The organism is Rahnella sp. PD4 (assembly GCF_049199325.1).
GTDB classification, from domain to species: Bacteria; Pseudomonadota; Gammaproteobacteria; order Enterobacterales; family Enterobacteriaceae; genus Rahnella; species Rahnella perminowiae.
The window spans coordinates 45,045-66,332 of record NZ_JBLZQF010000002.1 but is presented as its reverse complement, the minus strand read 5'-3'; the positions used below and the strand labels follow the sequence as shown (position 1 = coordinate 66,332).

Sequence of the window (21,288 nt, the reverse complement as noted above, 5' to 3'; positions counted from 1 at the left end):
GAGTTAATGAAAGGTATTGTTCTGGCTGGTGGTTCAGGTACAAGGCTTCACCCAATCACTCTAGGGGTATCTAAACAGTTACTGCCTGTTTATGATAAGCCGATGATTTATTATCCGTTATCCGTACTGATGCTGGCAGGCATTAATGAAATTTTGCTCATCTCCACACCGGAAGATCTGCCTTCATTTAAGCGATTACTGGGTGATGGTTCTCAGTTTGGCATCAAGTTAGAATATGCAGAACAGCCCTCACCAGACGGCTTGGCGCAGGCATTCATTATCGGTGAGGATTTCATTGATGGTGAAAGGTGCGCATTGGTATTAGGTGATAATATCTATTTCGGACAAGGTTTCGGCAAGAAATTAGAAGATGTTGCTGCAAGAGAAAGCGGTGCAACTGTTTTTGGTTATCAGGTTTTAGATCCAGAGCGTTTCGGTGTTGTTCAATTTGATAAGGATTTCAATGCGTTATCTATCGAAGAAAAACCGGCTAAACCTAAATCACAATGGGCGGTAACCGGGCTTTATTTTTATGATAACGATATCGTTGAAATGGCTAAACAGGTCAAACCTTCAGAACGCGGCGAACTGGAAATTACCACATTAAATGAGATGTATCTGAAGAACGGCAAACTAAAAGTGGAATTACTCGGTCGCGGCTTTGCATGGTTAGATACCGGGACTCACGATAGCCTGATCGAAGCTTCTCAGTTCATCCATACCATCGAAAAACGTCAGGGATTGAAAGTTGCGTGTCTGGAAGAAATTGCCTACCGGAAAGGATGGATAACACGAGACCAGGTTGAATCGCAAGCAAAATCCATGAGTAAAACCCCGTATGGTCAGTACCTTGCTAATCTTTTAATCGAGGACTGAGTCGTCAGTTTTTTATTAGGAGTTATTCTCAATTTAAGCGTAACTCCTAACTCTTTGTTTAAAAAGACTGCCAGTAATTTGGACTGAAATTCAAGTTGAGACAGAGTTTCACTCCACGCTGTTTATATAGTCCGCAGTGTCGCTTAACATTTACATAAGAAACCATAATGAATGATTTTTTAGGTAAATGTTAAAATAAAAAATATTGTCCAGTGCATTGGTAGCTGTTGAGCCAAGGGCGGTAGCGTGCGTAAAGGGTATAAATTTTTACCCTGAAACTACGATGACATTTTTATCACCATACTCGCAGATATGAATATTTTTTAGATCGAAGCATGATTAGGCGATAATTGATAAGCAATAAAATTTGATTAGTTGAGTAACTAAATTTCAAACGAGTAATATATGAAAACAATTTTAATTGTAGGCGGCTCAGGTTTTATTGGTACTAATTTGAGCGAATACTTTTGTGAGAGAGATTTTAAAGTTATTAACTTTAGCCGTTCTCCATCACAGATCAGTCATCCAAATCTGATTAATATATGTGGTGACTGCAAAAATACAACCATATTAAATGAAATATTTACTGATTATAAAATAGATATGGTTGTACATTCATTAACAAGTTTTACAGCAATGGACAAATTAGGATCATCACAAGAGGTATTAGCCACTAATCTCTCTGCATTTATTGACCTGATAAGCGTTATGAAAACGCACGCTGTTAAAAAACTTATCTATATATCCTCGGGTGGTTCTATTTATGGCGTAGCCGATGCCCCGATTAAAGAAACGCATGATATATCCCCTGTCAGTTTCTACGGCTGGATGAAAGAATCATGTGAGCATTACCTGGAGTTCGCTTCAAGACTGGATCCGGAATTTAAATTCCTTATCTTACGCCCGGCAAATGTTTACGGTAAATATCAGAAAATTGAGAGAATTATTGGTGTTGCATTAAGAAATGCCATTATTGGTCAATCTATGGATATCTATGGGAACACCAGCACGTGTAAAGATTATATCCATATAGATGATTTTTGCGAAGTAGTCGATAAGTTGATGCACTGTCAAAACTGGAATGAAATTTATAATGTAGGTTCCGGTATAGGAACAAGTATTGAAGATATTCTGAAATATGCTCAGATAATAGCAAAAAATAAAATTGAAATAAATTATCACGAGAGAAAGTCAGGAGATGTTCCTTACAATATTTTAGATATAAATAAATTAAAAAAAGCCATCAATAAGTCGAGTTTTATATCTGTTGAGGCCGGGATGCATGATATGTATAAATATGTTCTCTCCGTCACAGATAAAGAAAAAGCTTAATTCGATTAAAGGTCGAAATTACCATTGGAATTTCACTATCAAGAAAATGAAATTTGTTGTAAGTGAAATGGTTTTCAATAAGAATTAATCTATATAGAGAAGTGTATGAAGTACAGTTTAGGTTATTTGTTTGATTTAGCGACAGTAATTACTGAAAAAGAGCTAAAGGTAAGATACAAAAGTAGTTTCTTTGGCTACTTATGGTCGATTGCTAATCCCCTGTTGTTTGCCATGATATATTACTTTATCTTTAAGTTAATAATGAGAGTTCAAATACCCAACTATACCGTTTTTATTATTACCGGGCTTTTCCCATGGCAATGGTTTGCAAGTTCAACGTCTAATTCATTATTTTCTTTTTTGGCTAATGCACAGATAATAAAGAAGACTGTTTTTCCGCGTTCTGTAATCCCCATGAGTAATGTACTAATGGAATGCTTACATTTCATTTGTACCATTCCTGTTATTATTATTTTTCTTTACGTTTATGATATGCGCCCGTCCTGGGATTGGATCTGGGGAATTCCGCTGATCGGTTTCGCGCAGATTATTCTTATGCTGGGTGTGGCGCTAACTTTATCTACACTCAATTTGTTTTTCCGTGATCTGGAACGTTTCATAACGCTTGGTATTATGTTGCTCTTTTATTGCACGCCAATATTATACTCTTCAGATATGATACCCCAAAAATACCGCTGGCTTATTGACTACAATCCTTTGGCTAATATGATTATCAGTTGGCGTGATTTATTTATGAATAATACGGTTAATTATACTGATATAGCCACTCTGTACGGCTATGGAATAGTGATGCTTATAATCGGCAGTAGTATTTTTAATAAATTAAAATATCGTTTTGCAGAGATTCTATAATGAGCGTTGTCATTGAGTTCAAGAATGTAACTAAAAGATACCCCCTTTATCATCATATAGGCTCAGGTATAAAAGAATTAATATTTAATCCTCGCAGAGCGCTAAGTCTGCTTAGTGGCAGAAGTTATCTGGCCATTGAAGATATTAATTTTGTCATTGAGAAAGGCGAATCAGTTGCACTGATTGGCCGTAATGGCGCAGGTAAGAGTACCTCACTGGGACTGGTTGCAGGTGTGATGAAACCCTCATCCGGGACGGTCAGTGTCACGGGCAGAGTCGCCTCAATGTTAGAATTAGGCGGTGGTTTTCATCCTGAATTAACCGGACGTGAAAATATCCGCCTGAATGCAACACTGCTTGGATTGCGTCGAAAAGAGCTTAAGCAGCGAATGGACAAAATTATTGAGTTCTCAGAATTAGGCGATTTTATCGATGAACCTATTCGTGTTTACTCAAGCGGTATGCTGGCAAAATTAGGTTTTTCAGTAATCACGCAAGTTGATCCTGATATACTCATAATCGATGAAGTTCTCGCTGTGGGGGATATTTCATTCCAAAGAAAATGCCTGGCAACGATTAATGACTTTAAAGCGAAAGGTGTAACCATTCTTTTTGTTAGTCACAACCTGGCAGATGTATCCAAGGTATGTGATCGCGTTATATGGATTGAAGATCATAAGCTTAGGCAAATGGGTAACTCTGCTGATGTCATTGCTGCTTATCAGGCAGTAATGGCCTGATATTATATATTTAATTATTGTGATGGAATAAAGGATGAAAACTGTATCAATCTATACTTGTCACCATAAACCGAGTGCGTTTCTCGATTCATCGGTGATAAAGCCTATACATGTAGGAAAAGCCAATTCACTTAATGTTATTTGTTGCGACGGTGATGATACTGGCGATAATATATCGTATAAAAACCCGTTCTACTGTGAACTTACAGCCCATTATTGGGTATGGAAAAATGCAATACCTACAGATTATGTTGGTTTTATGCATTATCGCAGACATTTTAATTTTTCTGATGATCAACAAAAGCCAGAAGATAACTGGGGAATGGTGAATTGTGATGAAATCAATGCCGGGTATCAAGATGAGTTTGGTTTAAATGAGAAACAGATATTAAAATTATTAGAAAACACAGACCTCATCGTTCCATGCAAATGGTCAGTAAAATCAGCGGGTAGCAATAATAATTATCACCATTATAAAGTTTCAGAACACTTACATATAAAAGATTATCAGACAGCCATTGATGTCCTTCTAAGACAACACCCTGAGTATTCTTCAGCTGTTAAACACTTTAATACAGCAGTTGATGGTTATTATACTAATATGTATGTCATGAAGAAGCCATTGTTCGACGAGTATTCAGCCTGGCTTTTTGGTATATTAGATGAACTTGAAGATGAAATCGCATTCGAAAATTACTCTGCCCAAGAAAAAAGAGTCATCGGACATATTTCTGAGCGTTTGTTCAATATCTTTATAATTTTCAAATTAGAAAGTGAAAATCTTCGTATTAAAGAAGTACAACGAACATTTATTAAGAATGAAACATTTAATGGCAAGCTGGGCCCATATTATAGTGAGAGAAATATCCCTATAGTTATTTGCTCGGATGATAACTATGCGATGAGTCTTGGTGCGCTAGTTAATTCCATTGTTCAGAATTCAAGTTCAAATCATAACTATGACATTGTCATACTTGATAATGGACTCAGCCAGCGTAATAAAGAACGTGTCAAAAATCTGGTGACGCATACTGCCAATATGAACGTCCGCTATTTCGATATAAATGCATTTAAGGAAATTAAAGATGCTTATATCAGACCACCTTTTACGGCTGCTACTTATTCCAGGCTTTTCATCCCAAAACTGTTTACAGACTTTGAAAAAGTACTTTTCATTGATACCGACACAGTAGTTGAGAGTGATCTCGCTGAACTCATCGAAACACCGTTAGGTGATAATCTGGTTGCTGCCGTACAAGATATTGTCATGGAGGGGTTTGTTAAATTTGGTAATATTGCGCGTTCAGACGCGGGTGTCCAGACGGCAGAGGAATATCTTAAAACCAGACTGGGAATGGCCGATACTGATAATTATTTCCAGGGGGGAATCATTGTCTTCAATATCGATCAAATGAACAAAGAGAGTATTTTCGAAAAATTGATGGCAGCCATGAAAGGGCAAAGCTACTGGTTCCTTGACCAGGATATAATGAACAAAGTCTTTTATGGCCGTGTTCACTTCTTGCCTATGGAATGGAATGTTTACCATGGTAATGGTCATACAGACGTATTTTATCCTAACCTGAAGTTCTCTACGTATATGAGATTTCTTAGCGCTCGACGTAATCCTAAAATGATTCACTTTGCGGGTGAAAATAAACCCTGGAATACAGATAAAGTCGACTTCTATGACAATTTCATAAAAAATATTCAGGGTACGCCTTGGGAAAAAGAAGTCTATGACCGCCTGATTGATGCTGAAAGTTCTGGCCAGTCGACGGCCATCGCGTTGCAACCGGTGTTATTACAAACAAGAATTAAAAATAAATTAATGCCGTACGTTAATCGCTTTGCCCCTGCGGGTTCAAAGCGAAGATCTGTGATTGCAAAATGTTATTATAAATTTCGTCGTGTCGTTATAGGTTAATAAGGTATAAATTATGACTAAGAAAAATATTCTCATTGTAGGTGCTGGTTTTTCTGGCGTCGTTATCGGGCGGCAACTTGCTGAACAAGGTCATAAAGTTCGAATTATTGATAAAAGACCTCATATTGCAGGAAATTGCTTTGATGCTCGTGATGAGGATACTCAGGTCATGGTGCATACCTACGGACCTCATATATTTCATACAGATAACCAATCCGTATGGGAATTTATTCAGAAATATTCCGTGATGATGCCCTATGTCAACCGGGTTAAAGCAACATATAATGGTAAGGTGTATTCATTACCTATCAATCTCCATACCATAAACCAGTTTTTTGGCAAAACATGTTCTCCAAACGAAGCGCGCGCATTGATTGAGGAAAAGGGAGATAGCTCTATAACAGATCCTCAAACCTTCGAAGAACAGGCATTAAGGTTCGTTGGGAAAGAGTTGTATGAAGCTTTTTTCAAAGGCTATACCATTAAACAATGGGGAATGTCTCCGGCAGAGCTTCCGGCATCGATCTTAAAAAGATTACCGATACGATTTAATTACGATGATAATTATTTTAACCATAAATACCAGGGAATGCCCAAAGACGGGTATACCGAGATGGTTAAGAATATGGCTGAGCATCCGAACATAACTGTGGAGCTAGGAACCGAATTTAATTTCGATGAAAGGGCCAGTTATGATCATGTTTTTTATAGTGGTCCTTTAGACGCATTCTATCAATATCAATTTGGCCGGTTAGGTTATCGCACATTAGATTTTGAGAAATTCACCTTTAACGGCGATTATCAAGGATGTGCGGTGATGAACTACTGTGAACAAAATGTTCCTTATACCCGCATAACCGAGCATAAATATTTCTCCCCTTGGGAGTCGCATGAAGGATCGGTTTGTTATAAGGAATACAGTCGCAGTTGTGAGCCAGAGGATATCCCTTATTATCCAATCCGCCAGGTTGGTGAAATGGCTCTGCTGGACAAATATTTAACCCTTGCTAAAGCGGAAAAAAATATTACTTTTGTTGGTCGCTTAGGGACTTATCGATATCTGGATATGGATGTTACGATTGCGGAAGCCCTGAAAACTGCCGAAGTATATCTGAAATGTATCAATGAATCAGATGCTATGCCTGTATTCACGGTTGATGTTAGATGAATACGACAGCATTAATTGTCACTTTTAATCGGCTTGATAAGTTGAAAAAATGTTGGCTATCCACTTCGATGCTGCCTTTCGACAATATTGTTATAGTCAATAACTGTTCAACGGATGACACGGCTTCCTGGCTTGCAAGTATTGAAGAACCCCGGTTGACCGTTTTATCTTTGACTAAAAACACCGGCGGTGCCGGTGGTTTTAGAGCAGGGGCTGAGTATATTGGTGCTCATATAAACACCGAATGGGTGTTTATGTATGACGACGATGCCTATCCGGCTCCTGATTTGCTTCATAATTTTGGCGAGATCATGCTTGATGACACATCGGCGCTAAGTTGTCGGGTCATTGATACTCATGGCATTAATTGCAAAATGAATATGCCGTTTGTCAAATTACCAAAAACGTTGTTAGACAATATTAAATATTTTCTCAATGCAAAAGACTATATCCCTGATAATGAGAGAGTTGAGCCATGTGTAACTCTTTCTTTTGTAGGTACGGTAATTCGTGCTGATGTTTTGAGTTCTGCATCGCAATATATACACGATGATCTTTTCTTGTATTATGATGATGTTTATTTTTCTCATCATCTGGTTCTTAATGGCCATAAGTTTCTCTATGTACCAAAATTAATCTTCACACATGATATTAGTATTACCGGGGACTCAATCACCCCTGTTTGGAAGGTTTATTATCTTATTCGTAACCTTATCCTTGCTAAAAAATTTTTCAAATCCAACGGGCCATATTCGGTAGTCGGAATAGTGTTGCGAATTATAAAAGCTTTTTTAAATGTATCTAAACAAGATAATAAATATCTTTATCTTAAATATATCATAAGAGGCGTAATTGATGGTGTCTTCTTTAGGTCTGGTAAGCGCCATTGATGGTAAATGAGAGATGAGAAAAATATGTTACTTTATAAATTCTGATTGGTATTTCGATTTGCACTGGCTTGAGCGAGCTTCATATGCACAAGAAGTTGGCTATCAAATTCATATTATAACTAATTTTGTCGATCAGTCATTAGTGACTAAACTTACTAAGATGGGGTTTATTTGTCATAACTCATCAATTTCTGCTCAGTCCGTTAACCCATTAAAATTTGCTTGTGAATTAGTAAATACAACAAAATTGATAAAATCCATCAATGCTGATGTTTTACATTGCATAACTATTAAGCCATGTTTGATTGGCGGGTTGTATGCAAAGATTTTTTCGAAAAATATTGTCATAAGCTTTGTCGGGCTTGGCCGGGTATTTACAGAGAAGAAGCTTAAATTTTCTCTCCTGAAACGGCTCATCATACCTCTTTATAATTTTATCTTTTCGAATAAAAAATCTTTGCTGACCTTTGAGCATCAAAGTGACAGGCGTTGTATTCTACATTCATTGAAAGTAGATGAAGACAGAACGGTAGTTATAGATGGTGCAGGTATAAATATCATTGACTTTCCCTACTCAAAGGAACCTTTAAGGGAAATTCCGGTGGTTTTATTTGCAAGCAGATTATTATGGAGCAAAGGACTTACTGACCTTATTAATGTAAAAAATAGCCTCCATCTCGAGGGCGTTGAATTCACTCTCAATGTTGCCGGAATACCCACGCCCAATGATCCTGATGCTATCCCCCTTGGTTTTCTTGAAGAGGCGCATAACAAAGGAGAGATAAACTGGCTTGGGAAATGTGACGATATGAAAGAGTTGATTAAAGACGCTAATATTGTTGCACTTCCCTCTGTTTATCCTGAAGGAATACCGCGTATTCTTTTGGAGGCAAGTTCTGTCGGACGCGCTATAATTTCATATAATGTCGGTGGTTGCAGCAGTCTGATTGAAAACGATGTAAACGGATTTATTATTGACAAAGGCGATATTAACGCTCTGGCCGGGTGTTTAAAGCATTTAGTCATAAATGCGGATGTGAGAGGCAGAATGGGGGAGAATGGGCGAAAACTGATAGAAGGGAAATTTTGTTCTACAATAATTACAAAAGATACCGTTAATCTTTATGGTTATTTATTGAAGAATAAAGCTGAATGATATGCACAAGGATTTTAATATGATTTCTTTTGGTCTGTTTTCCAAAAATAAAAAAGTAGATGCTATTGAACCTCTGCCAATAACTACACCCGTTCATAACCTACTTCCGCCAAAAACATTCTATCTTATTTCCGCATCGGGTATGCCTAATTATGGTGATGATATGCTCACCCGGGGGTGGATTAATCACATTAAACTGCGATACCCTCAGGCAACAATCTATCTCGATGCCGTGGATCCCTTAGTGGCTGCAACATTGTATCAGGACGTTAAATGCGTCAATTATTTATGGCAACTGGCTCAGGCGCTTGGAGAAGAGGGGAGTATCGAAACCAAATTTTCTGATACTTATCTTCTGCCAATGCGTGAACGCTTAATGAGTGAAATTTTTGAAGAGACTGACAGCATTCATTTATTGGGCGGAGGATATATTAATGAATTGTGGGCGGCTAATCTTCGGTTGATCGAACTGGTCTCATATTTTGGTAAAAAGCATAATGCCTTAACCTATGCAACGGGTCTGGGTTTGCAGCCGCTGTCGGATGAGAAAGCTGCCTATCTTTCTCAATTTATTAAAGATTATTTCTGCTTTGATGTCAGAGACCATGCCAGTTATCACGTTTTAGAAAAATACCTTCCAGGCAAAATCTCATTTATTGGTGATGATTATTTTTGTTTTCCATTCTCTGACGTTGTGAGTTTAGTCGAAAGAGACAATCCTGTACTCCGGTTATGCCTTCATAATGAATTTTCTGAAGGTGACGAAAATGAAATACGTTTTATGGAGCAGGTTGAAGCGGCAATAGGTGCTTTTATTCAAAAGTTTCCAGATTCATTGATACGTTTTTATGAGTTCAGACCTGGCTCCGATGGCTATTTCTATAAGAGACTTAAACAAAAGTTCCCCAGCATAGAAATGGTCTTTTTTGAAACGATTTGGAAACATGGCTTGCAGTTTTCCATGAAAGATTTCTTCCTGTCTACCCGGTTCCATTTTCAACTTATCGTTTCCAGTGTTGGATTGTCAGGCACGTCCTTTTATTGGTCAGAATATTATAAAAATAAATTCGATAGTCTGAAGTATGTGACTGACTGGTCTTTTTTAAAGCTGGGGGAAGAATCGTTAAATCTTGACTCTTTTTTTGAAAATCACGGTCCTGCGTTCCTGATTGATTTCGGACGCGTTAATCGTGAGAAAAAAATGCTGGCGGACAGGCTGTATGCATCCTCTGATGAGCAGGACTCAGCGGCGATAAGCATCTGAGCTCTTGATTGCCTGTAAAAGCTCTTTTTTACCTGCATTCCTGAGATGTTACCGGTAAAGTAAACCCGGCCTCTGAGAAGGCGAAGCAGACAAGGGCAGGCATGTGCGATCAGAATATTGTTATGGCTGCGATAGGTTCACCCATCGCCTTTCTCATGTACAATGCTTGTGTTCATTTGTATGGTCCGGTGCAGGTAAACTCACTGTTTACAGGGGTTTAGACTAAAAACCGGGCGATCAACTATTTCAGACAGGAGTTGCTAATGTCCAAACAACAGATCGGCGTAGTCGGTATGGCGGTAATGGGCCGTAACCTCGCGCTTAACATCGAAAGCCGTGGTTATTCCGTTTCCATTTTTAACCGTTCCGGCGACAAGACTGATGAAGTTATCGCTGAAAATCCGGGTAAAAACCTTGTTCCGCACTACACCGTCGAAGAGTTTGTTGACTCACTGGAAAAACCTCGTCGTATCTTGCTGATGGTGAAAGCCGGTGAAGCAACTGACAAAACCATCGCATCCCTGACTCCGCACCTGGATAAAGGCGACATCCTGATCGATGGCGGCAACACCTATTATAAAGACACGATTCGTCGTAACCGCGAACTGTCCGAGCAAGGTTTCAACTTCATCGGTACCGGTGTTTCCGGCGGTGAAGAGGGCGCACTGAAAGGCCCGTCCATTATGCCTGGCGGCCAGAAAGAGGCGTACGCGCTGGTGGCACCGATTCTTGAGAAAATTGCAGCGCGTGCTGAAGATGGCGATGCCTGCGTAGCTTACATCGGTGCAGACGGTGCGGGTCACTACGTCAAGATGGTTCATAACGGTATCGAATATGGTGACATGCAGTTGATCGCCGAAGCCTATTCCCTTTTGAAACAGTCGCTGAATCTGAGCAATGAAGAGCTGGCTACCACCTTCGCTGACTGGAACAAAGGCGAGCTGAGCAGCTACCTGATCGACATCACCAAAGATATCTTCACCAAGAAAGACGAAGACGGTAAATATCTGGTTGATGTGATTCTGGACGAAGCAGCAAACAAAGGTACCGGTAAATGGACCAGCCAGAGTTCACTGGATCTGGGCGAGCCACTGACCCTGATCACGGAGTCCGTGTTTGCCCGTTACCTGTCTTCCCTGAAAGACCAGCGTGTTGCGGCTTCTAAAGTATTGTCCGGCCCGGCGGTGAAAGCCTTCTCCGGTGATAAAGCTGAATTTATCGAGAAAGTGCGTCGCGCTCTGTATCTGGGCAAGCTTGTTTCTTATGCGCAAGGTTTCTCACAGCTCAAAGCTGCGTCAGACGAGAACAACTGGGATCTGAACTACGGTGAGATCGCCAAGATCTTCCGTGCTGGTTGTATCATCCGCGCACAGTTCCTGCAGAAAATTACCGATGCGTATGCTGAAAATGCATCTATCGCTAACCTGTTGCTGGCACCGTACTTCAAAAATATCGCTGATGAATATCAGCAAGCGCTGCGAGATGTCGTCTCTTATGCTGTTCAGAACGGTATCCCGACGCCTACATTCTCTGCTGCGATCAACTACTACGACAGCTACCGTTCAGCGGTACTGCCTGCTAACCTGATCCAGGCACAGCGTGACTACTTCGGTGCGCATACTTACAAACGTACCGATAAAGACGGCGTATTCCACACCGAATGGTTGGATTAATTGCCTGACCGGCGCGTGTTAAGCGCGCCGCAGGGTTGTTGACCGTGACAAAAAAGCCGCCGATGCATCAGCAAAGGCGGCTTTTTTACGTCTGAATATTTACGTTTGAACGGCGCCGTTATTTCTTATGACGCTGACGCAGATTATCAATGATTGCGCTCAGGTTCAGATCCTGATCCTGCAGTAAGACCAGCAGGTGATAGATCAGATCTGAGGCTTCGTTTTTCAGTTCAAAGCGGTCGTTGACGGTGGCGGCCAGCGCGGTTTCCACACCTTCTTCACCCACTTTTTGTGCGATGCGTTTGGTGCCGCTGGCGTAGAGTTTGGCAGTATAAGAACTTTCCGGATCGGCCGTTTTGCGCGAGGCCAGCAGTTCTTCCAGCTGATATAAAAACGCCCAGTCGGTTTCAGCAGGGTGGAAGCAGCTGTTATTGCCTTTATGGCAGGTCGGGCCAACCGGATTGACCAGCACCAGCAGCGTGTCGTTATCGCAATCCGGCGTGATACTGACAACATTCAGATAGTTTTCTGACGTTTCGCCTTTGGTCCACAGACGCGCTTTGGTGCGTGAATAAAATGTCACTTTGCCGGAAGACTGCGTGACATTCAGCGCCTCCTGATTCATATACCCGAGCATCAGCACTTCGCCCGATACCGCGTGCTGGATGATGGCTGGCATCAGGTTATCCACTTTTTCCCAGTCGAGCTGGTTAATCTGTTCACCGGTCAGCAGACCGGTTTTTACATCCTGATTACTCACAAGCGGATCTCCACGCCATTTTCGGCTAAGTAGCTTTTTAGCTCGCCGATATTAATAATTTGTTTGTGGAACACGGAGGCGGCCAGTGCACCGTCGACCTGTGCTTCCCGGAAGGCGTCGAGGAAGTGCGGCATGGTGCCCGCGCCGCCTGAAGCGATCAGTGGAACATGGCATACTTCGCGGATCATCTTCAGTTGCTCAAGATCATAACCGTTACGCACGCCATCCTGATTCATCATATTCAGAACGATTTCACCAGCACCACGTTCCTGCACTTCCTTCACCCAGTCGATGGTCTGCCATGTGGTGATTTTGGTGCGTGCTTCATCGCCGGTAAACTGATGAACCTGATAAGTTCCCGTCTCTGCATCATGCCACGTATCGATACCGACAACGATACACTGTACACCATACCTGTCGGCAAGGCGGGTGATCAGCGTCGGATCCGCCAGTGCAGGGGAGTTTATGGAAATTTTATCCGCGCCGAACTGCAAAATCTGGCTGGCATCTTCCAGGCTCTTAATACCGCCCGCCACACAGAAGGGGATGTCGATGACTTCCGCCACGCGCGATACCCAGCTTTTATCCACAACACGACCATCGCTTGAGGCGGTGATGTCGTAGAATACCAGTTCGTCCGCACCTTCCTGCGCATAGCGTTGCGCGAGTGGCACAATATCGCCGATGATTTCGTGGTTGCGGAACTGTACGCCTTTGACGACCTGACCGTCTTTAACGTCGAGGCAGGGGATTATCCGTTTTGCCAGCATGAAATTGCCTCCGTCACATTAAATTTACCGTCGAGCAATGCACGCCCGACAATCACGCCTTCCACGCCGCTGTCACGCAATGCTGCGATATCATCCAGCGAACCGATGCCGCCGGAAGCCTGAAACGCTACCTGCGGATAACGTGCGGTCACTTCACGATAAAGTTCTACATTGGAACCCGCCAGCGTGCCGTCACGGGAAATATCGGTGCACAGCACATGTTTCAGGCCGAACGGCAGGTATTGCCCGACGACCTGTTCCAGCGTGATATTAGAATTTTCCTGCCAGCCGCTGATGGCCACATTTTTGGTGCCTTCGGCATCAATGCGGACATCCAGTGCCAGCACCAGCGCATCCGCGCCGAAACGGCTGAACCAGCCCTGTACGGTCGCCGGATCTTTAACCGCAGTTGAACCTACCACCACGCGGGTGGCGCCAGCTTTGAGCAAGGCTTCGACATCCTGCGCGTTACGGATACCCCCTCCCACCTGCACCGGTACACAAACGCCAGCCAGTAATTGAGTCAGCAAAGGGATCTGACGTGCTGCCGGATCTTTTGCGCCGGTTAAATCGACCAGATGCAGAACCTGTGCGCCTTGCTGCTGATAATCCTGTAAGCGCAGTAACGGATCATTACCGTAGTCACGTTGCTGCCCGTAATCGCCCTGATGCAAACGCACCACACTGCCTTCGATCAAATCCAAAGCGGGAATAATCATGCTGTTTACATCTCCAGAAAGTTTTTCAGCAACCGGGCGCCTGCGGCACCGGAACGCTCGGGATGAAACTGCACGCCAAAGAAATTATCTTTTTGTACAGCAGCACTGAAGGGCTCACCGTAAAGTGTCTGGGCAACCGTATTTTCGCATACCGGCATCGCAAATCCGTGGACGAAATAGAAGTAGGCATTTTCATCAATGCCGCGGAATAAATGGCTGTCGGCATTGGCTGTGACCTGATTCCAGCCCATATGCGGCAGCGGCAAACCGAAATCAGGCATGCGTTGCACGGGGGTGTCGATAATACCCAGCGTATCAATACCGCCATTCTCTTCACTGGAAGAGGCCAGCAGTTGCATGCCCAGGCAAATACCCAGTACCGGTTGAGTGCAGGCTTTGATAAGCCCGATCAGCTCACGTTGTTCGAGCTGTTCCATGGCGGCCTGTGCCGTGCCAACGCCCGGTAAAAATAATTTGTCAGCCTGCAACACAATCTCCGGGGAGCGACTCACCACAGGCTCATAGCCCAGGCGCTGAACCGCATATTTCACGGAGGAGAGATTGGCGCAGCCGGTATCAAGGATAACGACATTCATCACAGCACTCCTTTCGAACTCGGCAGGGTGTTGCCATCGACACGAATTGCCTGGCGCAGTGTGCGGCCAAAGGCTTTAAACAGGCTCTCAACACGGTGGTGATCGTTCTTACCTTTGGTTCGCAGGTGCAGGGTACAGGCCATCGCATAAGACAGTGAACGGAAGAAGTGTTCGACCATTTCCGTGCTCAGGTCACCGACGCGCTGATAGTTAAATTCAGCTTTGTATTCAAGATGCGGACGCCCGGAGATATCCAGTGCACAGCGGGCCAGACATTCATCCATCGGCAGCACAAACCCAAAACGGCCGATACCGCGTTTATCGCCCAGCGCTTTGTTCAGGGCTTCGCCCAGCGCCAGCGCGGTGTCTTCCACGGTGTGGTGATCGTCGATATACAAATCACCTTTCACTTCGATGTTCATGCGAAAACCGCCGTGGGTGGCAATCTGATCCAGCATATGGTCAAAGAAGCCGACACCGGTGCGGATTTTGCTTTCGCCTTCGCGATCGAGCCAGACATCCACTTCAATTGCCGTTTCGCGGGTCACGCGGTTTACTTTTGCATGACGGTCACGTTTGGTCAGCTGTTCGGTAATACTGGCCCAGTTCAGCGTATCACGCTGATAACGCAGCCCGGTGATGCCCATATTGGCGGCCAGCTGGATATCCGTGTCACGATCACCAATCACATAGCTGTTTGCCGTGTCCAGTACACCGCTTTCCAGATAACCCGCCACCAGTTTAGTTTTCGGTTTACGGCAATCACAGTGATCGGCGGGCAGATGCGGACAAATCAACACGTCATCGAAAACGATGCCCTGAGAAGTCAGTATCTGCATCATCAGGTTGTGTGGCGGGTCGAACGTTTCCTGCGGGAAACTGGCCGTGCCCAGACCGTCCTGATTGGTGATCATCACCAGCTTAAAGCCGGCATTTTGCAGCGCTAATAACGCCGGAATGACACCCGGTTCGAGGGCCAGTTTGTCCAGACGGTCGACCTGAAAATCTTCAGGTGGTTCGGAAATCAGGGTACCGTCGCGGTCGATAAACAGTGTTTTTTGCAATAACGGACTCTGGCTCACATGTGCTCCTTGCGGGGGCTATTTTGATTTTTATTGAAGGTCGTGGCGGTGGCCGCCGGTAACAGTTGCAGGGCAGTAATCACGCGTTGCAGCTCTCTCCGTGTACCGATAGTAATACGCAGGCAGCCGGAAAGTCCCGGTTGCTTGTTCTGGTCACGCAGGATAATGCCCTGATCCCAGAGGTTTTTAAATACGGCGCTTGAAGCGGAGAAGCGTGCAAGCACGTAGTTAGTGTCACTGGCAAAAACCTCTTCTACACAGACACATTTTTTCAGTTCTTCCAGCAACCATGTACGGTTTTCTGTTATTTCAGTGACACGCTGGCGCATTAACGCCAGTCCTTCCGGGCTCAGGGCCTGTGCGGCAATATCGGCCACCGGCGTAGATAAAGGATATGGCGCGATCACTTTCATTAATAAGCCAATCAGGTCGCTGTTGGCGAGTGTAAAGCCGCAGCGCAGACCGGCAAGGGCAAACGCTTTGGACAGCGTGCGCAAAATGGCCAGATGCGGATATTCCTGTAACCAGCCGGAAACTGTCGCCTGCGGGCAGAATTCGATATACGCCTCATCGACCGCCACAATGGCGCGCCCGCGGGTCATGTCCAGCACGGCCCGGATCTCATCCGGGTCGATGATATTGCCGGTCGGGTTATTCGGGCTGCACACGTAAACCAGTTTCACGCCCTCCAGTGCGGCTTCAATCGCCGGAAGATCCAAAGACCAGTCGGCTTTTGCGGCCACGGTCCGGCCTTCCACGCCTATTGTCTCGGCACTGACGCTGTACATCCCATAAGTCGGCGGGCAATAAAGAATAGCGTCTTTACCCGGCTCACAGAATGCACGGATCAACAGTTCGATGCCTTCATCTGCGCCGCGACTGACCAGCACCTGTTCCGGATCCACACCGGCGTAAGCGGCGTAGCGATTGATGACCACCGCAGGCTGACATTCCGGATAACGGTTAAGGGTTTGCTGCGTCAGTTCGAACTGTGGCGCGATGGCGTATTCGTTAGCGTTAAGCCAGACATCTCCGTTGCCGCCCAGACGGCGGGCAGACTGATACGGTGTCAGTTCCCGGACATTTTTTCGTGCCAGCGCCTGAACGCTGAGGTTATTTTCATTGCTCATCGCGTTGCTCCTTCAAAGCCTTCACACGCAAAGTCACGGCATTTTTATGTGCGGTAAGCTGTTCAGCCTGCGCCAGGGTTTCAATGGTATTCGCCAGTCCCAGCAAACCTTCAGGCGTTAACTGCTGAACGGTCATGCGTTTCTGGAAATCTGCCAGACCGAGGCTGGAACAGGTGGCCGTGTAACCGTAAGTCGGCAAGACGTGGTTGGTGCCGGAGGCATAATCGCCCGCTGATTCCGGTGACCAGTCACCGAGGAATACTGAACCGGCGCTGGTGATACTGTCGACCAGTTGCTCCGGATCACGGGTTTGCAAAATCAAGTGCTCCGGACCGTATGCATTACTGATTTCAATACACTGCGCGATGTCTTTCGCCACAATCAGCCGGCTGCTTGCCAGTGCCTGACGGGCAATCTCGCTGCGGGATAATGTCTGCAACTGACGTTCAACGGCTTCGCCGACCGCCTGCGCCATTTTCAAATCCGGCGTCAGCAAAATTACCTGTGAATCCGGGCCATGTTCTGCCTGGGAAAGTAAATCAGAGGCGACAAAATCAGGTGTTGCGCCACTGTCGGCAATCACCAGCACTTCTGAAGGCCCGGCTGGCATATCGATTGCCGCGCCGTCCAGGCTCTGACTAACCTGACGCTTGGCTTCGGTGACGTAGGCATTGCCCGGCCCGAAGATTTTCGCCACACGCGGCACGGTTTCGGTACCGAACGCCAGCGCGGCAATGGCCTGTGCACCGCCCAGCTGATACACCTCTTCCACGCCGCAAAGCTGCGCGGCATATAAAATTTCATCGGCAATCGGCGGCGGAGAACACAGAACCACTTTCTGGCATCCGGCAATCCGCGCCGGTGTCGCTAACATTAATACAGTCGATACCAGCGGCGCAGACCCGCCGGGGATATACAGCCCGACAGACTGAATAGGGCGCGTCAGTTGCTGACAGCGCACCCCCGGCTGTGTTTCGATATCCACAACGGCCAGCTTTTGCGCCTGATGGAACGTGTCAATGTTACGCACGGCATGCGCCATCGCCTGTTTTACATCATCGTCTAAACGCGTTGCGGCTGCCTCGATTTGCTGTGCGGTGACACGCAATTCCTGGACTTCAGTTTTATCAAAGCGGGCGCAAAACTCGCGCAGCGCACTGTCACCTTCACTGCGCACGCGGCGCAGGATTTCGCTGACAGATTCGGTAATACGGTCAGACGCCGACATTGCCGGGCGTGTCAGCAGCTCGCGACGCTGTAGCTCTTCGCATTGCTGCCAGTCAATCGGGGTAGTAAACGCGTCAGGCTTCATGGCTTACTCCATCATTTTTTCGATTGGCAGAACCAGAATGGAACTGGCGCCCAGCGCTTTCAGTTTTTCCATCGTTTCCCAGAACAGCGTTTCGCTGCTGACCATGTGCATGGCCACGCGTTGCTGGTCGCCTGCCAGTGGCAGAATAGTCGGACGTTCAGCACCCGGTAACAATGCAACGATTTCGTCCAGACGCTCACTTGGCGCGTGCAACATAATGTATTTGGATTCGCGGGCCTGAATAACGCCCTGAATACGGGTCATCATTTTGTCGATCAGCAGCTGTTTTTCTTGTGGCATGTCGCCGTCGCGCTGGATAAGACAGGCTTTGGAGCGGTAAATCACTTCCACTTCACGCAGGCCGTTAGCTTCGAGCGTCGCACCTGTGGATACCAGGTCACAAATCGCATCTGACAAACCAGCGCGTGGCGCAACTTCTACAGAGCCGTTCAGCAGACAGGATTTGAAATCAACGCCTTTCTTGTCGAGGTATTGTTTAAGCAGGTGCGGATAAGAAGTGGCGATACGGGCGTTTTGCAGGCTTTGCGGACCGGTGTAATCCGTGTCCAGCGGGGTGGCCAGGGAAAGACGGCAACCGCCAAAATCCAGACGACGCAAGGTGAAATAGCGCGGGTCTTCGCCCTGAGCACGGCGGCTCAGTAACTCTTCTTCCAGTACGTTTTCACCAATAATGCCCAGATCCACCACGCCATCCATCACCAGCCCCGGGATATCGTCATCACGTACACGCAAAATGTCGATCGGCATGTTTTCTGCGAAGGCGATCAGACGCTGTTCCTGCAGGTTGATTTTGATCCCGCAGCGGGCCAGCAGTTCGCGTGATTCATCGCTCAGGCGACCTGACTTTTGCATTGCTATCCGTAAACGTGTTTTATCCAGCATGATGACCTCAGTTTCTTAATTATTTATCGTAAAAATCATTTGTTTAAAGGCGTTAACTTCAATCCGTCAGGCCAAAAAAAAGCCCCCGGAAGAAATCTTCCGGGGGCTATCTCTGCGTTCTGCGCCACTGGAAGATCTAAACAGTCTCCCAGCACCAATCGCCTGAAAGACTAGTCAGGGTGATGGTGATGATGGTGGTTAATCAGAACGTTTATCATGTCAGTCTCTCAGTATGTTCATTGCTGTGCGGCGTGATTCAGATTTGAAACATTCGCAACACAGACTGCATTCGCTGCCAATAAAACTAAACGATCGGGCGGCAACAGCGCAACCTTTTTTTCCGATGATGAGTTTTTCTTATCCACGTCGGGGGTTTCATCGGATAAATGAATAATTCGTTAACAGACACAGAGAAAACCTTACGCTGGCTGAACGGAGAAAAGGCGATGTTTGCTAATATAAAGGAAGCGGTATCAGCAAAGGGTGTTGTGAGGCCCGATGCCAATGAAACAATGGAGCAAAGTATGAAGAAGGTTTCGATTATCGGACTGGGCTGGCTGGGAATGCCACTGGCGATGGCACTGGCTTCTAAAGGCTATGAAGTCGTGGGCAGTAAAACCACGCCGGATGGGGTAGATGCCGCAAGAGCGGTGGGGATCGAATGTTTCCCGCTGGTGTTTACGCCGCAGATGGAATGTGCAGCGGAAGATCTCGATCAGTTGCTGAATGTCGATGCGCTGATCATCACCTTGCCTGCACGCCGGACAGTGGAGGGCAGCGAACTGTACTTCCAGGCGGTACAGCTGTTAACTGACAGCGCGCTGGCGCATAACGTGAAACGCATTATTTTCACCAGCTCGACGTCTGTATACGGTGAAGGAGACGGTGTGGTGCGCGAGGGATCTGCGCTTGAGCCGGTCACGGCCAGCGGAAAGGTGCTTAAAGAACTTGAAAACTGGCTCCATGGTTTGCCTAACACATCGGTTGATGTGCTGCGTCTGGCCGGTCTGGTGGGTGGCGATCGTCATCCCGGTCGTTTCATGGCCGGAAAGACGCAGGTCAAAGGCGGCCAGCAGGGTGTTAACCTGGTACATCAGGATGATGTCATTTCGGCAATTACATTGCTACTCAGCCTGCCCAAAGGGGGCCATACATTTAACCTGTGCGCGCCTGTGCATCCGGCCAAAGCTGAGTTTTATCCGGCGCTTGCCAGACAGATGGGGCTGGAGCCGCCAACATTTGCTGAACCTGCTTCAGCAGAGAAGGGCAAAATCGTCGATGGCGAACGGATCTGCAAAGAACTGGGATTTGAATATCAGCATCCTGATCCGCGAATCATGCCTTTTTAATCATCAGACGCGATTTAAATAATACAACGTTATGACCTGTCGGAAATTTCGGCAGGTTTTTAAAGTATCCGCTGCATTTACGTTCAGAAAACAGCTTTCTCATTGTGAAAGAGACTATTATTCATCATGGGCTCGCCTATTTTAATCTCTCTGCTTAATTAGCCGGTTTAATCGCAGATGATTTTTGAAGCCGGTTGTCTTATCTCCGCTGACCTCCCTGTTAAAAATGCGTTTAAATCATCCCCCGGGCAGTAAAACTGGCGGCAGATGCTGATTTAGTAATAAAATTCCTATTCATGAACTTTTTGTTTGCCATTGCGCGGTATAAATCACTTTTTTAAGCACAATCATTAAAGTTTTCCTGAACATTTGCCGATAGGTAAGTACGGCAAAGCATGGCCGTTTCATCACTTCTTCTTATCAATCCGCTCCCGTTGCCGGATGTTTCCGCATGCCCGATCATAAATTCTTACAATCCTTGTCTTTTTATTTTTAAAGCTGCATGGTTGCTCACGATTTAAGAACAGTTAACGCGTATTTCCTTCACAATCCTTTAGGACAACTCCCCGTAAAGCCTTGCACTGCCTGGGTTGGGCACCTTAAGCACAATGATCATGCTATTTGAAATTCGCAGCATAAATATCTGCATGAACTGTTAATTCCCCCTGTCTGTGCTGATGATTTGGCTTTGTATGGCCTTTGTACAAATTGATCTAAAAAAGGCTAAAAAAGACAGTTTGAGGACAGCTTTTTAGACGCTTTTTTACT

At 45.3% G+C, this 21,288-nt stretch carries 19 protein-coding genes and 1 other annotated feature; of the genes, 11 read left to right on the top strand and 8 right to left on the bottom strand.

The features are described 5' to 3' along the window. Window positions 1-6: 6 nt before the first annotated feature. From rfbA to gndA, 10 genes are all read left to right on the top strand, one after another. The gene (gene rfbA / locus ACOZIO_RS05055) at window positions 7-876 is read left to right on the top strand and encodes a glucose-1-phosphate thymidylyltransferase RfbA (protein ID WP_129952677.1); all 870 of its coding nucleotides are present in this window, start codon (window positions 7-9) and stop codon (window positions 874-876) included. A 405-nt stretch (window positions 877-1,281) separates the two neighbouring features. After that, complete coding sequence (locus tag ACOZIO_RS05050; protein ID WP_129952678.1) at window positions 1,282-2,208, top strand: NAD-dependent epimerase/dehydratase family protein; 927 nt, start codon at window positions 1,282-1,284, stop codon at window positions 2,206-2,208. Window positions 2,209-2,313: 105 nt separating this feature from the next. Continuing rightward, window positions 2,314-3,081, top strand: coding sequence for an ABC transporter permease (locus ACOZIO_RS05045; protein WP_129952679.1), 768 nt, complete (start codon window positions 2,314-2,316; stop codon window positions 3,079-3,081). Beyond that, on the top strand, window positions 3,081-3,821 hold the full coding sequence (locus ACOZIO_RS05040; protein ID WP_129952680.1) for an ABC transporter ATP-binding protein: 741 nt from the start codon (window positions 3,081-3,083) through the stop codon (window positions 3,819-3,821). The genes ACOZIO_RS05045 and ACOZIO_RS05040 overlap by 1 nt, the downstream gene beginning before the upstream one ends. Window positions 3,822-3,855: 34 nt before the next feature. Beyond that, window positions 3,856-5,748 carry a DUF4422 domain-containing protein gene (locus tag ACOZIO_RS05035; RefSeq protein WP_421595028.1) on the top strand — a complete coding sequence of 631 codons (1,893 nt, stop codon included), beginning with the start codon at window positions 3,856-3,858 and terminating at the stop codon, window positions 5,746-5,748. Window positions 5,749-5,761: 13 nt separating this feature from the next. After that, the gene (gene glf / locus ACOZIO_RS05030; protein WP_129952682.1) at window positions 5,762-6,916 is read left to right on the top strand and encodes a UDP-galactopyranose mutase; all 1,155 of its coding nucleotides are present in this window, start codon (window positions 5,762-5,764) and stop codon (window positions 6,914-6,916) included. Next, window positions 6,913-7,806 (top strand): glycosyltransferase, encoded by an 894-nt coding sequence (locus ACOZIO_RS05025; RefSeq protein WP_129952683.1) that lies wholly within the window; start codon window positions 6,913-6,915, stop codon window positions 7,804-7,806. The genes glf and ACOZIO_RS05025 overlap by 4 nt, the downstream gene beginning before the upstream one ends. 13 nt (window positions 7,807-7,819) lie before the next feature. Further along, a complete protein-coding gene (locus ACOZIO_RS05020; protein ID WP_129952684.1) occupies window positions 7,820-8,962 on the top strand; it encodes a glycosyltransferase family 4 protein in 1,143 nt (380 codons plus the stop codon). A 19-nt stretch (window positions 8,963-8,981) separates the two neighbouring features. Beyond that, complete coding sequence (locus ACOZIO_RS05015; protein WP_217137737.1) at window positions 8,982-10,226, top strand: polysaccharide pyruvyl transferase family protein; 1,245 nt, start codon at window positions 8,982-8,984, stop codon at window positions 10,224-10,226. A gap of 263 nt (window positions 10,227-10,489) precedes the next feature. Then, window positions 10,490-11,899 (top strand): NADP-dependent phosphogluconate dehydrogenase, encoded by a 1,410-nt coding sequence (gndA, locus tag ACOZIO_RS05010; protein WP_129952686.1) that lies wholly within the window; start codon window positions 10,490-10,492, stop codon window positions 11,897-11,899. Between the two features lie 118 nt (window positions 11,900-12,017). Here gndA and hisIE read toward each other — a convergent pair whose 3' ends face one another. Genes hisIE through hisG form a run of 8 tightly spaced genes read right to left on the bottom strand, consistent with a single transcriptional unit; the run spans window position 12,018 to window position 19,171 of the window. Then, entirely contained in the window at window positions 12,018-12,632 is a 615-nt protein-coding gene (gene hisIE / locus ACOZIO_RS05005) for a bifunctional phosphoribosyl-AMP cyclohydrolase/phosphoribosyl-ATP diphosphatase HisIE (protein ID WP_129952796.1), read from the bottom strand. A 23-nt stretch (window positions 12,633-12,655) separates the two neighbouring features. Beyond that, a complete protein-coding gene (gene hisF, locus ACOZIO_RS05000; protein ID WP_129952687.1) occupies window positions 12,656-13,429 on the bottom strand; it encodes an imidazole glycerol phosphate synthase subunit HisF in 774 nt (257 codons plus the stop codon). Continuing rightward, on the bottom strand, window positions 13,411-14,148 hold the full coding sequence (gene hisA, locus ACOZIO_RS04995; RefSeq protein WP_129952688.1) for a 1-(5-phosphoribosyl)-5-[(5-phosphoribosylamino)methylideneamino]imidazole-4-carboxamide isomerase: 738 nt from the start codon (window positions 14,146-14,148) through the stop codon (window positions 13,411-13,413). The genes hisF and hisA overlap by 19 nt, the downstream gene beginning before the upstream one ends. Window positions 14,149-14,153: 5 nt before the next feature. Then, on the bottom strand, window positions 14,154-14,744 hold the full coding sequence (gene hisH, locus ACOZIO_RS04990; RefSeq protein WP_217137739.1) for an imidazole glycerol phosphate synthase subunit HisH: 591 nt from the start codon (window positions 14,742-14,744) through the stop codon (window positions 14,154-14,156). Next, on the bottom strand, window positions 14,744-15,808 hold the full coding sequence (gene hisB / locus ACOZIO_RS04985; RefSeq protein ID WP_238483124.1) for a bifunctional histidinol-phosphatase/imidazoleglycerol-phosphate dehydratase HisB: 1,065 nt from the start codon (window positions 15,806-15,808) through the stop codon (window positions 14,744-14,746). The genes hisH and hisB overlap by 1 nt, the downstream gene beginning before the upstream one ends. Before the next feature lie 14 nt (window positions 15,809-15,822). Continuing rightward, the gene (gene hisC / locus ACOZIO_RS04980; RefSeq protein ID WP_421595025.1) at window positions 15,823-16,956 is read right to left on the bottom strand and encodes a histidinol-phosphate transaminase; all 1,134 of its coding nucleotides are present in this window, start codon (window positions 16,954-16,956) and stop codon (window positions 15,823-15,825) included. After that, window positions 16,946-18,268, bottom strand: coding sequence for a histidinol dehydrogenase (hisD, locus tag ACOZIO_RS04975; RefSeq protein ID WP_421595023.1), 1,323 nt, complete (start codon window positions 18,266-18,268; stop codon window positions 16,946-16,948). Before hisD ends, hisC begins: the two co-directional genes overlap by 11 nt. A 3-nt stretch (window positions 18,269-18,271) precedes the next feature. Next, the gene (gene hisG / locus ACOZIO_RS04970; RefSeq protein ID WP_129952693.1) at window positions 18,272-19,171 is read right to left on the bottom strand and encodes an ATP phosphoribosyltransferase; all 900 of its coding nucleotides are present in this window, start codon (window positions 19,169-19,171) and stop codon (window positions 18,272-18,274) included. Window positions 19,172-19,244: 73 nt separating this feature from the next. After that, window positions 19,245-19,366 (bottom strand) — a sequence feature (His leader region). A gap of 329 nt (window positions 19,367-19,695) precedes the next feature. On the opposite strand from hisG, the gene ACOZIO_RS04965 reads away from it, so the two are divergent. Then, window positions 19,696-20,520, top strand: a complete 825-nt coding sequence (locus tag ACOZIO_RS04965) for an SDR family oxidoreductase (RefSeq protein ID WP_421595021.1) — start codon at window positions 19,696-19,698, stop codon at window positions 20,518-20,520. Window positions 20,521-21,288 lie beyond the last annotated feature (768 nt).

Coding starts and splice junctions, on each gene's coding strand:
- gndA (WP_129952686.1), top strand. CDS start 10,490: ATGTCCAAACAACAGATCGGCGTAGTCGGTATGGCGGTAATGGGCCGT.
- ACOZIO_RS05015 (WP_217137737.1), top strand. CDS start 8,982: ATGATTTCTTTTGGTCTGTTTTCCAAAAATAAAAAAGTAGATGCTATT.
- ACOZIO_RS05050 (WP_129952678.1), top strand. CDS start 1,282: ATGAAAACAATTTTAATTGTAGGCGGCTCAGGTTTTATTGGTACTAAT.
- hisD (WP_421595023.1), bottom strand. CDS start 18,268: ATGAAGCCTGACGCGTTTACTACCCCGATTGACTGGCAGCAATGCGAA.
- ACOZIO_RS04965 (WP_421595021.1), top strand. CDS start 19,696: ATGAAGAAGGTTTCGATTATCGGACTGGGCTGGCTGGGAATGCCACTG.
- ACOZIO_RS05020 (WP_129952684.1), top strand. CDS start 7,820: ATGAGAAAAATATGTTACTTTATAAATTCTGATTGGTATTTCGATTTG.
- ACOZIO_RS05025 (WP_129952683.1), top strand. CDS start 6,913: ATGAATACGACAGCATTAATTGTCACTTTTAATCGGCTTGATAAGTTG.
- hisA (WP_129952688.1), bottom strand. CDS start 14,148: ATGATTATTCCCGCTTTGGATTTGATCGAAGGCAGTGTGGTGCGTTTG.
- hisF (WP_129952687.1), bottom strand. CDS start 13,429: ATGCTGGCAAAACGGATAATCCCCTGCCTCGACGTTAAAGACGGTCAG.
- rfbA (WP_129952677.1), top strand. CDS start 7: ATGAAAGGTATTGTTCTGGCTGGTGGTTCAGGTACAAGGCTTCACCCA.
- ACOZIO_RS05035 (WP_421595028.1), top strand. CDS start 3,856: ATGAAAACTGTATCAATCTATACTTGTCACCATAAACCGAGTGCGTTT.
- ACOZIO_RS05040 (WP_129952680.1), top strand. CDS start 3,081: ATGAGCGTTGTCATTGAGTTCAAGAATGTAACTAAAAGATACCCCCTT.
- hisG (WP_129952693.1), bottom strand. CDS start 19,171: ATGCTGGATAAAACACGTTTACGGATAGCAATGCAAAAGTCAGGTCGC.
- hisC (WP_421595025.1), bottom strand. CDS start 16,956: ATGAGCAATGAAAATAACCTCAGCGTTCAGGCGCTGGCACGAAAAAAT.
- glf (WP_129952682.1), top strand. CDS start 5,762: ATGACTAAGAAAAATATTCTCATTGTAGGTGCTGGTTTTTCTGGCGTC.
- ACOZIO_RS05045 (WP_129952679.1), top strand. CDS start 2,314: ATGAAGTACAGTTTAGGTTATTTGTTTGATTTAGCGACAGTAATTACT.
- hisH (WP_217137739.1), bottom strand. CDS start 14,744: ATGAATGTCGTTATCCTTGATACCGGCTGCGCCAATCTCTCCTCCGTG.